Here is a 13,486-nt window from a genome sequence, read left to right as displayed (position 1 = left end):
TGGTCCGCCCGGGCGCCCACGGCGGTCATGTGCGCGGAGGCCGTCTGGTGGCGGTGTCACCGCTCCCTCATCGCCCACGCCCTCAAGGTCCGGGGTGTGGAGGTGCGCCACATCATGAGCCGGACCCGGGCCGAGCCCCACCGGCTCACGCCCTTCGCCCGGGTGGAGGGGGCGCGGATCACCTACCCTTCGGGCAGCAACCCGTAGATCAGCGTGTCGCGCACCCAGCCTGACGGGTCCACGGTGTCGTTGTGCAGGTGCCCCTCCAGCCGGAATCCGGCGCGCTCGGCCACCCGCCGGCTCCGCTCGTTGCGGGGGTCACAGCGGATCTCGAGCCGCCTGGCCCCCAGCACCTCGAAGGCGAAGCTGCAGATGCCCCGGACCGCCTCGGTGACGTAACCCTGGCCCTGGAAGGAAGTCCGGCACCAGTAGCCGATCTCGAACTTGGGCACCCGCCAGTCCATGCGGTGCAGCCCGCTTCCGCCCACCAGGGTCTCCGTACCCTTCAGGAAGAGGTGCAGGCGCAGGTCCTCCCGGGCCAGGAACCGCACGTGGGCATGGCGGACGTTCCTCTCCGACTCCTCCAGGCTGGGCGCGTGGTCCGCCCAGGGCATCCAGGGACGGAGGTCGTCGAGGGACTCCAGGACGGCGGCGTTCAGCTCGGGCCCATCCCCCGGCCGGGGCGCCCGGATCAGCAGCCTCTCGGTCTCGAAGGCGGTGGGGATGTCGCGCAGGATGGGGTCGTCAAAGGCCACGGAGCGCCCTCCTCAGCCTCAGGTGAGATCAAACCTGGTCGGGATCGGTGAAGAATTCGTCACGCTTCAGGCGGATCTCCTTGAGGAACAGGGTCGACACCACCGCCAGCACCGCGAAGATGAAGCCGACGGCGAAGAGCCTGGCCGTGCCCGCGGCCAGCGAGCCACGCACCGCCTCGATGAACTGGTGGTAGAGCTCGCCCCCCTGGGAGCCGAAGGCCGCGAAGCGGGCCCGGATGGCGGCCTGGGTCTCGGCGTTGATGAGGCCCTGCGGGTTGGCCAGCGCCGCCCGCTCGGCAGCCGGAAGCTTGGCCATGGCTGCCCGGAGCGCGGTGGGCATGCGCTGAAGGAGCTCGGCCGAGAAGGTGTTCACCAGCACCGTGCCCAGGATGGGAGCCGCGATGATCCCGCCCAGGGAGCGGACGAACTGCTGGGTGGCGCTCACCATGCCCATCAGCGGGTAGGGGAAGGCATTCTGCACGGCCACGTTCAGGAGCGGCAGCACCGAGCCGATGCCCAGACCCATGATGACCACGTTCCGCACCACCGCGCCCGGCGCCGTGGTCGGGCCCATCTTCGCCAGGAGGTACATGCCGGTGGCCATGAGCAGGGCCCCCACTGCAGCCTGCAGCTTGTAGCGGCCCGTGCGGGTGATGAGCTGCCCGCCCACGACGCTGCCCCCGATGAAGCTGAGCATCATGGGCGTGAGGATGTGGCCGGACTGCTGCGCCGTCTCGCCCAGCACGCCCTGCACGAAGAGCGGCAGGAACATGATGCTGCCGAACATGCCCAGGGAGATCAGGAGCGCCACGGCCGCGGTGGAAGCGAAGATGCGGTTCCGGAAGAGCTCCGGCGCGATTACGGGCTCTTCGGCCCGTCGTTCGGCCGCCACGAAGAGCCCCAGGAAGAGAAAGGCGCCCGCGAAGAGGCCCAGGATGCGCGGCGACCCCCACGGATACTGGACCCCCGCCCAGGTGAGGGCCAGGAGGAGCAGGACCAGCCCGACCACCAAGAGGGTGCTTCCCGTCCAGTCGATGCGGGCGCGGTGCTCGGTTCGAACCGTGGGCAGGGCATAGAGCACCGCGCCCAGGGCCAGCAGCGCGACGGGTAGGTTGATGTAGAAGACCCAGCGCCAGCCCAGGTTATCGGTGATCCAGCCTCCGACCGCCGGTCCCACGATGCTCGCGATCCCGAAGACCGACGAGATGACCCCCATCCAGCGCCCCCGCTCCCGGGGGTTGAAGATGTCGCCGATGGTCGCCCGGGGCATGCTCAGCATGGCGCCGGCGCCCAGGCCCTGGAAGGCGCGTGCGGCGATGAGCTGGCCCATGGAACGCACCGCCCCCGAGGCCACCGAGCCCAGCAGGAAGAGGGAGAGCCCGATCACGTAGAAGGGCTTGCGGCCGTAGACGTCGGAGAGCTTCCCGTAGATGGGCACCGTGATGGCCGAGGCCATCATGTAGGCGGTGAAGACCCACGCGTACAGGCTGAAGCCCTGCAGCTCGCCGATGATCACCGGCATGGCCGTGGAGACCACCGTCTGATCCAGCGAGGAGAAGAACATGGTGACCAGCACGGCACCCAGCGCCCACCAGCGGCGGGCGCCGGTGATCCGGTTGGTGGTCTGGACCGCGCTCCCCTCCCCTGCTCGGGCCCCCGCACCTGCCCGGGCCCGCACGCGCCCCACCGATCCATCCATTCCTGTCACGCGCCCCCATCCTTTCCGCACCTCGGCTCGGGCTGGGCGGCCTCCTCGGGATCGTCCAGCGAACCGGCCACCCGCTTCAAGAGGCGTACGAACTCCTCCAGCTCCTCAGGGCGGAGGGTCTTCAGGTACCGGGCCAGAAGGGCGGCCCGGCGGGCTTTCAGGTCTGCAAGGAGTGCCTCCCCGGCGGGCGTGAGTCGCACCCAGACCACCCGGCGATCGTCCTCGTCGCGGTTGCGGGCCACCCAGCCGGCCTCCACCGCCCGGTCTACCAGGGCGGTGCACCCGCTCAGGGTGGCGCCCAGGTGGGTGGACAGGTCCGACATGCGGAGCTCACCGCGCCTCCCCAGGAGCCGGAGGAGGTACGCCTGGCCGGCCGGGACCGTCGTGGGGAGCTCTTGCTGCAGGTCGCCCGCGATCCGGCGGCTGAGCCGCGTCCAGGCCTCGTCCAGTTGTATGAGGAGCTCGGTGGTCTGATCGCCTTGAGTGGATCGTTGAGTGGTCCTGGTCATGGTAGCCCCGCCTCGTGTCGCCCAGTACGTTTTACCCCCGTGAATCGTTCACGTAGATGAAGTATCGAAAGCCAGTCTACCCTGCTGGGGGAGCCCCGTCAAGGGCGCAGGGCGCCTGGCGCAGGGAGCTTGGCGGCATGGTCCTCGGGGTGTACCCTGTAAGCATCCCAGGGAAAGGAGGCCGCGCATGGACGCGCAGCCCAGAGTCCCCGCCGTGGACCCCGCCCGGTTCGCCGAGGCGGTGCGGTTCGCCCTGGCCGCCCACGGAGATCAACGCCGCAAGGGCTCGCCGGTTCCGTATGTCACCCATCCGGTAGCCGTGGCGGGCATCCTGGCCCAGTACGGCTATCCCGAGCCCGTGGTCCTGGCGGCGGTCCTGCACGACGTCTTGGAAGACACCGCGGTTACCGCACCCGAGATCGAGGAACGCTTCGGTCGTCGGGTCCTGGATCTCGTGGAGGCGGTGACCGAGGTGAAGGTGCGGGATGGGCGCCCCGTGCCCTGGGAGGAACGAAAGGCCGAGCAGCTCCAGCACCTGCGGGATACGGGCGACCTGGAAGCCGTGGGCTTGAAAGCCGCCGACGTCCTGAACAACGTGGCCTCCATCGTCAGGGACCTGCGGGTCCATGGTCCGTCCACGTGGAGCCGCTTCCGCCGGGGTCCCGCCCACCAGCTCCAGTACTACCGGATCCTCTCCGACACCGTGGGCGATCGGCTCGGAAGCCACCCCCTTGCACGGGAGCTCCAGGAGCAGGTGGAGCTCCTTCACCTGGAGGCGGCTAGGGCCGCAGGGGGTGCCGCGCCGCCTTGAGTTCCCATCGGCGGGCCGCGGACGCGGGCCCCCCGCCGGGCCAGTTCCTGCAGCCTTTCATCCCCCTCCGGATCGCCGGAGCCATGACGCTGGCAGGCCTCCTCCTCTCAGCTGGCGCCACCCTCTCCCACCCGCCGCTGGGTGCCGTGGCCGGCTGGGACCAGGGGTATCGGGCCATCGCCGCAGACCGCACCTGGGTGGCCGATCACCTGGTGCTGGCCGCCGGCCTGCTGCTCTTGCTCCCGGGAGGGGCGGCCTTCCACGGCCTCCTCCTTCACCGGGGGGCGGCCCGGCTTTCGGCGCTGGCTGCCCTGGCTCTGCTGCTCGCCTTGCCCCTCTGGTTGATCACCCTGGCCTGGGAGATCACCGTGGCTCCCGAGGTGTCCCGAGCGGTCTCTTCGGCCTCGCTGGCGGCGCCCTCCTTGCCCGAGGCGGTCGCCCGGGGACTGTGGGCCTATCCGATGCTGGTAGGCTACGCCGCTGGCTTCCTCATGTGGGCTGCCGTGGCGCTCTGGGGGATGGACCTGCTCCGCCACCCCGGCACCCCCCGGTGGTGGGGCCTGTGGGGCGTCCTGGGCGGCATCCTGGGTCTGGCAGGGTTGCCCCTGGGTGCGCTGGTTCACGCCCGGTGGGCCCTCTGGACCATGGCCGCCACCAGCGCCGTGGCGGGATCGTGGTTCGCCCTGGCTGGGTATCTGCTCTGGGCCGAACCCGACTCTGGAGCACGAGCCTGACTTCTCCGACCACCGAACGCCGGCTCCAGAGCGGGGCAACGATCCACCTGGCTCCACCCACGCTCAAGGGTCATAGGCAGACCCCATGTCCCTGGTCCAAAGGACGGGCGAGAGGCAGAGGGGCGCGCCGCCGCGAAACAGCCCCCACGCCGTCGCTAGATGGGCCTGGAGACCGCCGAGGCCCTCAGGCTCACCAGCCGCCACAGACGAAGGAGCCATGAGGTTCCGGCCCTCGCGAACGTCGCGCACGGACAACCGGGTCGTGATGCCCGCCAGTTCCAGGGCCTTCGCTTCCGCCTCCTCCATACCGCCCAGCTCATCCACCAGCCCACGCTCCAGGGCCTGGCGGCCGGTCCAGACGCGGCCCCCGCCGACGTGGTCCACGTCTTCCACTGGCATCTTTCTGCCGGCGGCCACCCGCTCCAGGAAGAGCTCGTAGGTGCGGCGGATGCTCTCCCACACCCACGCCCGCTCGTGGGGCTCGAAGGGCCGGTCGGGGTGGAAGAGGCCCACGTTCTTACCCCGGCTCACCACCTCCCGGTGGGTCCGGAGCCTCCGGCCCAAGCCTGTGTCCACGAACTTGCCCGCCAGGACTCCGATGGATCCCGTGAGCGTGCCCGGCCGAGCCACCACCCACCGGGCCGGCGTCGTGACGTAGTAGCCCCCCGAGGCGGCCACGTCTCCCATCACCGCGACCACGGGCTTCCGGGCGGCCACCTGCTGGAAGGAGGCAGCCATGGCCTCCGAGGCGGTGGCCGAGCCGCCCCCCGAGTTGACGTAGACGATGAGGGCTGCGGCCCGGCGGTCCTCCAGAACCTGGCGGGCCTGCTGAACCACGGTGAGATCCCCGGTCTGCACCTCTCCCAGGATCGGAAACGGGAGCCGGAAAGGAGGCCGCCGGCTCCAGCCGTCGACGATGAGGCCGTCGATGCGGATGCGGGCGATGTGGCGGCCGGGATGGGGCAGGGGTGGCCGTAGGAGCTGGCGCCGAGCTTCGTCCCAGGGAACGAGGCGCGCCGGCCGCCCGTCGGTCCCCAGGTGGGCGGGCAACGCCTCCTCGTGGACCAGGTGGTCCACGGCGCCCCGGTCCAGGGCGGTCTTGTCGGTGAGAGGAGCGTCGTCCACCAGCCGCAGAGCCCCGGCCTCGTCCAGCGTTCTCCCCGCCCGGACGGCCTCCAGCAGGGCGTGGTATTGGCTGTCCATGAGCCAGTTCGCCATTTCCCGAGCCTCGTCGGAGAGGTTCGTGCGGGTGAACCGATCCGGGGCGGTCTTGTAGGGGCTGATCTGCACGAAATCTCCCTTCAGTCCCACCGCCTCCAGGGCGTCGGCCAGGAAGACGTACTCCTGCCGCAGTCCTAGCGGCGCCACGCCCCCGCCCGGCTGCAGCAGGACCTCGTTGGCGGCGCACGCCACCCAGTAGGTGGCGATGTCGTACGAGGTTGCCCATGCGACCACTCGCTTGCCGGCGGCGCGCAGGCGGCCGATCATCCCCCGTACCGTCCCGATCTGAGCGGGAGCCAGGCGGAGGGCGCGCAGGTGGAGGACCACGCCCCGCACCCGGGGATCACCTGCCACCTCCTCGAATCGCTCGGCCAGCTCCTCCAGGCTCAGAGGGCGGGGCGCCAGGCGCCGCCGGAGGAAGCCCCCGTCGGGGGCGGGGAGGTCGGGGTAGGCGCCCTCCAGGAGAAACAAAACGTAGTCGGGCGCCGCCCGCATCCGACGCCGGAGGTTGGCGAGCCGTCGCCAGAGATCCTTCAAGGCAAAGAGGACGTATGCGAGCATCGATCCACCTCCTGCCTCTCATCCGCCCGTGTTTCCGACGCTCCTGTGAGCCCACCGTCTTCCACCTGCCCGCACCCGATGACCGAGGCACGTGCGATCTCGAACGGCTCGGCGAACTCCCTGGCATCACGGTTCGCCTGCTTGCCCTGGGAGACCTCCGGCACGGGGCGTTGACCCGAGCAACGGGGACCTGGGCGGCCGCGTTCGATGAGCCACGGCCTCGCGTCGACACGCGTTGCGGAGCGTTCGACGGACCTTGCGAGCTCGTTGGAAGTATGATATCATGCTATCACCGTCACGCCGAGGAGGGAGCACGGTGGCGGGCATGCAGAAGAACATCCGGCTCTCACGCCGCGGTCTCGAGCTCCTGCACGCGTTGAAGTATGCTCTCGACCTGAGCGACAACCAGGTGATCGAGGCTGCCCTCTTCGAGGCGGCGGAACACCTGCTCCACGGGTGCGGACAGCGACTGGCCCTGGCACCCGGGGGCCTCCTGCCCGAATCCGAGCGGGAGCGCTTGCGGGCCCAGGCGGCCGTGCTGGTTCACGCCCTCAACACCGACGCGGACCGTCGCTGGCCCCGCTACCGCCTCGACGGCGATCAGATTCAGCGCGAGCTGGACGGAGGGTGGCAGCCTTGGCCTGGGGGCCCTGAGAGCCGCGGCACGGGATGATGGGTCCATGCAGCCGTGGCGCCATGGTTGGTCAGGAAGGCTCGAGCGTTCGAATGGACGAGGAGGCGACACCATGCTGCAGTTCACTGAAAGGAGCCGAACCGTCGTGGAGTCTGCCGAGGCTGAAGCCCGCCAGGCAGGGGCAGCGACGGTAACGGTTGCATACCTGGCCAGGGCCCTTCTAGAGCTTCAAGATGGGATAGCCCACCTGGCCCTGGTCCGCCTGAACGCGGATCGCGGCGCGCTGCGACATGCGGTCGCGGCGGCGAGCGTGGCCCCATCAGCCTCCGGCTCCAGCCAGGCGGGCGGCCGCAAGGACAGGATCGCCTTCGCCCCGAAGGCGAAAGCCCTCCTGGAAGCCGCCGCTCGCGAGGCGGAGGTCCTTGGGCACAGGTATCTCGGCACCGAGCACCTGCTCCTCGCGCTCGCCGCGAGCACGGATCCGGCTGGTGAGGCCCTCCGGCGCGCCGGCGTCACGCGCGAGGCGGCCCTGAAGGCCGTTCGCGAGGTGCTGACCAGCGGCTAGACGCGTGCGGCAGGGCGCTCGGGGCGAAGCAGGACGAGATGGGTCGGCTTGGTAGGAGCCGCTTCGCCCTGGCGTGCGCCCCACAGATACACGGGCGGGCAGGTGTACCCGGCCCCCTCCACCGCAACCTTCTGCGCCACGTACCGGGCGTACGCCTCACCTCAACCGGCGCCGCCTCGCCCACCGTGGGCGAGAACCACCGGAACCGTCGGCTGATGGGCTCGACGAGAGCGATGCGGCCGCCCGGACGCAGCACCCGGGCGCACGCCTCCGCGACCCGGTCCTTTCGATCCACATAGGGAAGGAGCGACCGGAAGAGCACGACGTCGAAGGCCGCATCTGGGAACGGTAACGCGGTCGCGTCACCCTCCAGGAAACGCACCCGGCCCGCGAGGCCCAGCTCGCCTGCGATCTTGCCGCATGCGGCCACGTTTTCCCGGGAAATGTCGACCCCCACCACCTCGCCTGTGGGCCCCACCCGTTCGGCGACCCCCGAAGGCGAGCAGGCCGGTCCCGGTCCCCACGTCGAGCACCCGATCGCCGCGCCGCACCTTGGCCAGGTCCAGAAGCCGGTCGCGCTGGCCCCCAAGGCGCGTGATCGCCTGCTCCAGCCTCTCCTGGCTCAGGTGCGCGAAGCGCGACTCGGCCAGCCAGAGGTACCAGGGATCCAGCCACATCACCTCCTCTGCGCCAGGGTGAAGGTTCGGGAGGTGACGACCTCATGACATGTTCGAGGTCTGGTGTAGGGCTCCCCTGCCCTGGTGACCTCTTGACCCGGGCGCGTTCTCGCCACCGGCGCCATGCCGTACGCTTCGGAGTGGGCCGGCTACGTCGATGGAGCGCTGCCAGGCGCAGGCAACTCCTCCTCGCCCGCGAAGAAGTCCGTCACGTGCTCCCGCTGACCTCTCTCAGCCAGGACGAAGAGGATGTCGCCAGCCTCCAGACGGGTGACGCCTCGGGGCGTGACCACCTTGTCGTGGCGGACGATGGCACTGACGGTGACGTTCGCAGGGAGGTTCAACTGCGCAAGCTGCTTGCCCTCCGCGTCGGTCCCCGGCGTGATCTCCACCTCGATGAGGTCGGCGTTGGACTTCTCCACGGCGATCAGCTCGAGGGAGATGGGCTTGGGCCTCGACGTGGCCTCCACCAGGCCGAGTCGTCTGGCCAGGAGGGAGATGGACGATCCCTGGATCAGAGCGGACGTGAGCACCACGAAGAAGACCATGTGGAAGATGAGGTCGCTCTGCGGCACCCCGGCCACCAGAGGGAAGGTCGCCAGGATGATCGGGACGGCCCCCTTCAACCCTGCCCAGGCGAGGAGCAGGATCTCTTGCTTACTGTATCCCGTCCCGAGAGTGCACAGCCAGACGGCGACGGGGCGGGCGATGAACATGAGCCCCGCAGCCAAGAGAAGGCCGGGAACGATGACCGGCACCATACGGCTCGGGAAGACCAGAAGGCCCAAAAGGCTGAACATGATGATCTGAGCAAGCGAGGCCGTGCCCTCGTGGAATCGAATGCTGCTCTGCCGGTAGGGAAGGTCCGAGCCGCCCAAGACGATGCCGAGCACGTAGACGGCCACGATCCCGCTGCCCTGGACCCATGTGGCGACAGCGAAGGTGAGGAGGGCGTTGGCAAGGAGGAGGAGAGGGTAGAGGCCGCCCGAGTCGAAGCGGGCCCGAAGGACCACCAGGGAGACCAGCCTCCCCATCGCCAGACCGATGGCCAGGCCGACGGCCATCTGCCAAATCAGCAGCAGAATCGCCTGACCGATGGGTAACGAACCCGTCTGGACCCACGTGAGGAAGATCTGGGTCAGGAAGAGGGCCATCGGGTCGTTCAGGCCTGATTCGGCCTCCACCGTGGCCTTCAGGCGCTGCTTGATCTGCCGGTCCCGCAAGACGGCGAAGATGGCGGCCGCATCGGTGGAGCCCACGGTGGCCGCCAGCAGCATGGCCATCGGAATGTCCAGGTCCAGCGTTCTCCAGGCGAAGACTCCCGTGATGACCACGGTGACCACCACGCCCAGGGTGGCCAGCGTCACGGAAGGAGCCAGGATGCGCCGCATCTGCGACCAGCGGGTCTGGAGGCCGCCCTCGAAGAGGATCACGACCAGCGCGGCGGTGGCCACCAGCTGGGCCAGCCGTGCGTCATCGAAGTAGATCAGTCCCAGCACGTCGCTGCCCAGGACCATGCCGGCAGCGATGAAGAGCACCAGCGCCGGGACACCGATGCGAGAGGCGAGCTTGGTGGAAAAGATCCCCGCGCACAAGACCACCGCAGCGACGGAGAGCGTGAACACGACGCTTGGGTCCATGCGAACACCTCTTCGAGCACTGGTGGCTCGCGCGTGCGCGCTATCTCGCCCCGCGTGCGATGCTAAGGGGGAGCGTGGTAAACATCCTGCCCACACGAGGTTCCGGGTAACGTCCCAAAGGCGGGGGAAGGGTGGCCTACACGTTTGGGATTCACGATCGCATCACCCGAATCCTCCTAGGCGTCGCCCGTGGACCGCCAGCAGGCGGAGCCCCCCGCCACCCGTGGGCCGGGCACCGGGGTCTCCGCCCTGCCAGCCACCCGAGGGTCCGCACGCGGCTAGCCCTGACGCGTCACCTCGGCGTGGATCTCGACCTTCACCTCGTCGCCCACCACCACGCCGCCCGCTTCCAGCAACGCGTTCCAGTTGAGCCCGAAGTCCTTGCGGTTGAGCTTGGCGGCGGCGCTGAAACCCGCCCGCTGGTTGCCGTATGGATCCTTCACCTGGCCCTCGAAGGTGGTGTCCAGGACCACCTCGCGGCTCACGCCCCGGATGGTGAGGTCGCCGACCACCTTGAAGCGGTCGTCGCCCGCCCGCTCGATCCGGCGGCTCTTGAAGGTCAGGTGGGGGTGGTGCTCCACGTCGAAGAAGTCCGCGGACCGCAGGTGCGCGTCCCGCTGGTCGTTGCGGGTGTCGACCGAGGCCGCGTCGATCTTCACGTCGACCGCGGCCTGGGTGGGGTCATCCAGGTCGCCCGTCACCGTTCCCTCGATCGAACCGAAGCGCCCTTTCACCGTGGAGATCATCATGTGCTTCACGGAGAACTCGGCGGTGGTGTGCGCCGGATCGATGGTCCAGACGGTCGTCTCCTGGCCCGTTCCGACTGCCTGCTGCCCTTCGGTGGCCACGCTGCATCCCTCCAGAGTATTTGAGTATTTGTCGAAGTCCTGAAGTCCCGAGGGCTCAACACCGCCCAGCGGGTCGCTGGGGCCTCTCCCTCCGCCGCCCAGATCCCTAGGACTCTATGTCTCCCTTGAGGGTGCCCAGAACGGCGGGGGCCCACCGCCCCACGTCCGCCCGCCTGAGCCGGTAGAAGCGGTAGGCGCCTTCCTTGCGGACGTCGATGAGCCGGCTCTCCTCCAGGATGCGGGTGTGGTACGAGAGGGTAGGCCGCGTCAGGTCCAGGGCCTCGGCCAGCTCGCCGCACCCCATCTCCTCCCGCCGGGCCAGGAGGCGGACCATCGCCAGCCGCGTTTGATCCCCCAGCGCCCGATAAACCCGTACCAGTTCCCGCTCCTCTGGATCCACGACGACCCTGCCTTCAGGACTTCGACAATCCTTGAAGTCGTTCCCAGCATAGCTCGCGGACGGCGACGCGTCAACCGGGACGGGTGTTCGCGAGTGTTCGCGACGCGGCTGCTCCGGCTTCAGTCGTACACCACGTCGCCCCTCCGGCGGGGGGCCAGAACGTTGAGCATGGTGGCTCCCGCGGGCCCGGCCGTGGCGCCGTGGGGCACGTGGGGTGCCACCCGCACCATCTGGCCGGCCTGCAGCTCCACCTCGCGCCCGTCCACGTGGAAGACCACCGAGCCCCCCGTCACCACCGAGACCTGCTCCTCGGGGTGGTGGTGGACGGGAAAGCGGGCCGCCGGATCGAACCGGTACTCGACCAGGGTCATGCCCTGGCCGTCCACCCGCCGGGTCTCGATGCCCGGGTGCGGGCGCCTGGGGGGCACGTGCGCCCACGAGAGCGCCTCCGGCTCCGCCGGAAAGGCGGTCGCATCGGCCACGTCCTTCAGCTCCCTTCCTTCGCGGTCATCTCGCTCGCCGTGGCCGTGCTCGGCACCGGCCCCTCCCCGCGACGCCACTGCGCCACGGCGATGAGGACCACCAAAGCCAGGCCAACCGCAGCGAAGCGGGGCTGCATCCGAAAGAGGAGCGCGGCGGCCACGGCCAGCTCGAGGCGCTCGAACCAACGGCTGCGGCCCGCCAGGTAGCCCTGCAGGGCGCCGGACATGGCCACGACGCCGGCCGCGGCCATGGCCGCCGCGAGGGCGATCTCACCCCACGACCCGTCCAGCATCAGCGCCGGGCTCAGGAAGAGCAGGAAGGGCACCACGTACTTGGCCAGCCCCATGCGGAAGGCCTCGACGCCCGTGCGGAACGGGTCCGATCGCGCGATGCCGGCGGCAGCGTACCCCGCCACCGCCACGGGCGGCGTGATGTCCGCCACCGCGCCGAAGTAGAAGATGAAGAGGTGCGCCGGCAGGATGGCCACGCCCATCTTCACGAAGGCCGGCGCCACCAGGGTGGCCAGGATGACGTAGGTGGCCGTGGTGGGGATGCCCGCCCCCAGGATGAGCGAGGCGACCATGGCCGCCGCTGCCGCGATCCACAGATTGCCGCCCGCAAGGCTCACCACCAGGCTGCTCACCCGGAGCCCCAGGCCGGTGAGGGTGGTCACGCCGATGATGATCCCCGCCGCCGCGCAGATGGCCGCCACCTGGGCTGTGTTGGCCGCCCCCGCCTGCAGCCCGTCGACGATGGCCGCCAGGGTCCGGCGCAGCTCGCCGCGGCGGGCGGCCACCACCAGGGCGTCTGCCACCGTGAGCAGGATGGTCCAGAAGACCGCCCGCTCGGGCGAGTACCCGCCCACCAGGAAGTAGAAGAGGGCCGCCATGGGGATGAGGAAGTGGCCGCCCTCGCGCAGGGTCCGCCCGAGATGCGGGAGCTCCTGCCGGGGCAGGCCCACCAGCCCCCGCCCGGCGGCGTAGAAGTCCACCTGTACGAACATCGAGAAGAGGGCGAGGAGGGCGGGGATCGTGGCGGCCACGGCCACCTTCAGGTACGGCACGCCGATGTACTCGGCCAGGAGGAAGGCGGCGGCCCCCATGATGGGCGGCATCACCTGCCCCATGGTGGAGGCCGAGGCTTCCACGCCCCCGGCCATCTCGGGTCTGAAGCCCAGCCGCTTCATCAGCGGAATGGTGAAGGTCCCCGTGGTGACGGTGTTGGCCACCGAACTCCCCGAGACCATGCCCATGAAGGTGGAGGCCACCACCGCCGCCTTGGCGGGCCCGCCCCGGGTGCCCCCGGCCAGGCTCATGGCCAGGTCGAGGAAGAAGCGCCCGGCGCCCGTCCGCTCGAGGATCGCCCCGTAGAGGATGAAGAGCAGGATGAACTGGGCCGACACGCCCAGCGGGATCCCGAAGATGCCGTTGGTGGTGAGGCTCAGGTACGGCATCACCCGGGCAAAGGAGTACCCCCGGTGCCCGATCGCCACAGGCAGGTACGGCCCGGCGAAGGCGTAGACGACGAAGGCCAGGGCCACCGCGGGCACCGCCCAGCCCGTGGAGCGGCGGGCCGCCTCCACCACCGCCACCAGCGTCATGAGTCCGAAGAGGATGTCCGCCCGGCTGTACGCCCCCGCCCGGGAGGCGATGCCGCTGAAGTGGGTGATCACGTAGAGGCCGCCCGCCCAGGTGAGGCCCAGGAAGAGCAGGCTGTAGAGCGCCTGCGGCCACCCCGGGCGCCGGTCGCGCCTCATCAGGGGGGCCAGGAAGATCAGCGAGCCCATGAAGAGCCAGTGGACGGACCGGTGCGTCAGGGCGAAGAAGGGGTAGAAGTACGCCGCGTACAGGTGGTAAAGGGACGCGGCCACGGCCAGCGCGGACGCGACCCCCGCCACCCAGCGGACCGAGCGTGAATGGGTCGCCGTCATGTATCCTCAC

At 69.9% G+C, this 13,486-nt stretch carries 14 protein-coding genes and 1 pseudogene; 5 read left to right on the top strand and 10 right to left on the bottom strand.

Annotated elements, in window-relative coordinates:
* Positions 1 to 9 precede the first annotated feature (9 nt).
* A pseudogene (locus tag LIP_RS03150) lies at positions 10 to 207 on the top strand (DUF488 family protein); the annotation flags it as partial.
* Here the strand turns inward: LIP_RS03150 and LIP_RS03145 are convergent.
* Genes LIP_RS03145 through LIP_RS03135 form a run of 3 tightly spaced genes read right to left on the bottom strand, consistent with a single transcriptional unit; the run spans position 183 to position 2,972 of the window.
* The gene (locus LIP_RS03145) at positions 183 to 755 is read right to left on the bottom strand and encodes a GNAT family N-acetyltransferase (RefSeq protein ID WP_068134199.1); all 573 of its coding nucleotides are present in this window, start codon (positions 753 to 755) and stop codon (positions 183 to 185) included. The pseudogene LIP_RS03150 and the gene LIP_RS03145 overlap by 25 nt on opposite strands.
* A gap of 28 nt (positions 756 to 783) precedes the next feature.
* Complete coding sequence (locus tag LIP_RS03140; protein WP_082725788.1) at positions 784 to 2,454, bottom strand: MDR family MFS transporter; 1,671 nt, start codon at positions 2,452 to 2,454, stop codon at positions 784 to 786.
* Between the two features lie 5 nt (positions 2,455 to 2,459).
* Positions 2,460 to 2,972: a MarR family winged helix-turn-helix transcriptional regulator gene (locus tag LIP_RS03135; RefSeq protein ID WP_068134196.1), complete on the bottom strand. Its 513-nt coding sequence runs from the start codon at positions 2,970 to 2,972 to the stop codon at positions 2,460 to 2,462.
* 187 nt (positions 2,973 to 3,159) lie between these two features.
* Between LIP_RS03135 and LIP_RS03130 the strand changes: the two genes are divergently transcribed.
* Together LIP_RS03130 and LIP_RS03125 are read left to right on the top strand one after the other, a co-directional pair.
* Positions 3,160 to 3,783, top strand: coding sequence for an HD domain-containing protein (locus LIP_RS03130; protein WP_068134192.1), 624 nt, complete (start codon positions 3,160 to 3,162; stop codon positions 3,781 to 3,783).
* Positions 3,780 to 4,517: a hypothetical protein gene (locus LIP_RS03125; protein ID WP_068134188.1), complete on the top strand. Its 738-nt coding sequence runs from the start codon at positions 3,780 to 3,782 to the stop codon at positions 4,515 to 4,517. Before LIP_RS03130 ends, LIP_RS03125 begins: the two co-directional genes overlap by 4 nt.
* A 63-nt stretch (positions 4,518 to 4,580) precedes the next feature.
* Here LIP_RS03125 and LIP_RS03120 read toward each other — a convergent pair whose 3' ends face one another.
* Positions 4,581 to 6,299: a S49 family peptidase gene (locus LIP_RS03120; RefSeq protein WP_068134186.1), complete on the bottom strand. Its 1,719-nt coding sequence runs from the start codon at positions 6,297 to 6,299 to the stop codon at positions 4,581 to 4,583.
* A 316-nt stretch (positions 6,300 to 6,615) separates the two neighbouring features.
* Here LIP_RS03120 and LIP_RS03115 point away from each other — a divergent pair, with 316 nt between their 5' ends.
* Both LIP_RS03115 and LIP_RS03110 read left to right on the top strand, forming a co-directional pair.
* On the top strand, positions 6,616 to 6,972 hold the full coding sequence (locus tag LIP_RS03115) for a hypothetical protein (protein WP_068134183.1): 357 nt from the start codon (positions 6,616 to 6,618) through the stop codon (positions 6,970 to 6,972).
* A 73-nt stretch (positions 6,973 to 7,045) separates the two neighbouring features.
* Entirely contained in the window at positions 7,046 to 7,498 is a 453-nt protein-coding gene (locus tag LIP_RS03110; protein ID WP_068134176.1) for a Clp protease N-terminal domain-containing protein, read from the top strand.
* On the opposite strand, the gene LIP_RS20330 is transcribed toward LIP_RS03110, so the two are convergent.
* From LIP_RS20330 to LIP_RS03080, 6 genes are all read right to left on the bottom strand, one after another.
* Complete coding sequence (locus tag LIP_RS20330; protein ID WP_082725786.1) at positions 7,446 to 8,087, bottom strand: class I SAM-dependent methyltransferase; 642 nt, start codon at positions 8,085 to 8,087, stop codon at positions 7,446 to 7,448. The genes LIP_RS03110 and LIP_RS20330 overlap by 53 nt on opposite strands.
* 237 nt (positions 8,088 to 8,324) lie before the next feature.
* Positions 8,325 to 9,815 (bottom strand): potassium/proton antiporter, encoded by a 1,491-nt coding sequence (locus LIP_RS03100; protein WP_068134174.1) that lies wholly within the window; start codon positions 9,813 to 9,815, stop codon positions 8,325 to 8,327.
* Positions 9,816 to 10,093: 278 nt separating this feature from the next.
* On the bottom strand, positions 10,094 to 10,663 hold the full coding sequence (locus LIP_RS03095) for a YceI family protein (protein WP_068134173.1): 570 nt from the start codon (positions 10,661 to 10,663) through the stop codon (positions 10,094 to 10,096).
* A 106-nt stretch (positions 10,664 to 10,769) separates the two neighbouring features.
* Positions 10,770 to 11,063 carry an ArsR/SmtB family transcription factor gene (locus LIP_RS03090; protein WP_068134172.1) on the bottom strand — a complete coding sequence of 98 codons (294 nt, stop codon included), beginning with the start codon at positions 11,061 to 11,063 and terminating at the stop codon, positions 10,770 to 10,772.
* Positions 11,064 to 11,182: 119 nt separating this feature from the next.
* Complete coding sequence (locus tag LIP_RS03085) at positions 11,183 to 11,545, bottom strand: cupin domain-containing protein (RefSeq protein ID WP_068134165.1); 363 nt, start codon at positions 11,543 to 11,545, stop codon at positions 11,183 to 11,185.
* 5 nt (positions 11,546 to 11,550) lie between these two features.
* Positions 11,551 to 13,476: a TRAP transporter permease gene (locus tag LIP_RS03080; protein WP_068134163.1), complete on the bottom strand. Its 1,926-nt coding sequence runs from the start codon at positions 13,474 to 13,476 to the stop codon at positions 11,551 to 11,553.
* Positions 13,477 to 13,486: the final 10 nt, after the last annotated feature.

The organism is Limnochorda pilosa, from assembly GCF_001544015.1.
Lineage (GTDB): Bacteria > Bacillota > Limnochordia > Limnochordales > Limnochordaceae > Limnochorda > Limnochorda pilosa.
This window is presented reverse-complemented; position numbering and strand designations above follow the sequence as displayed.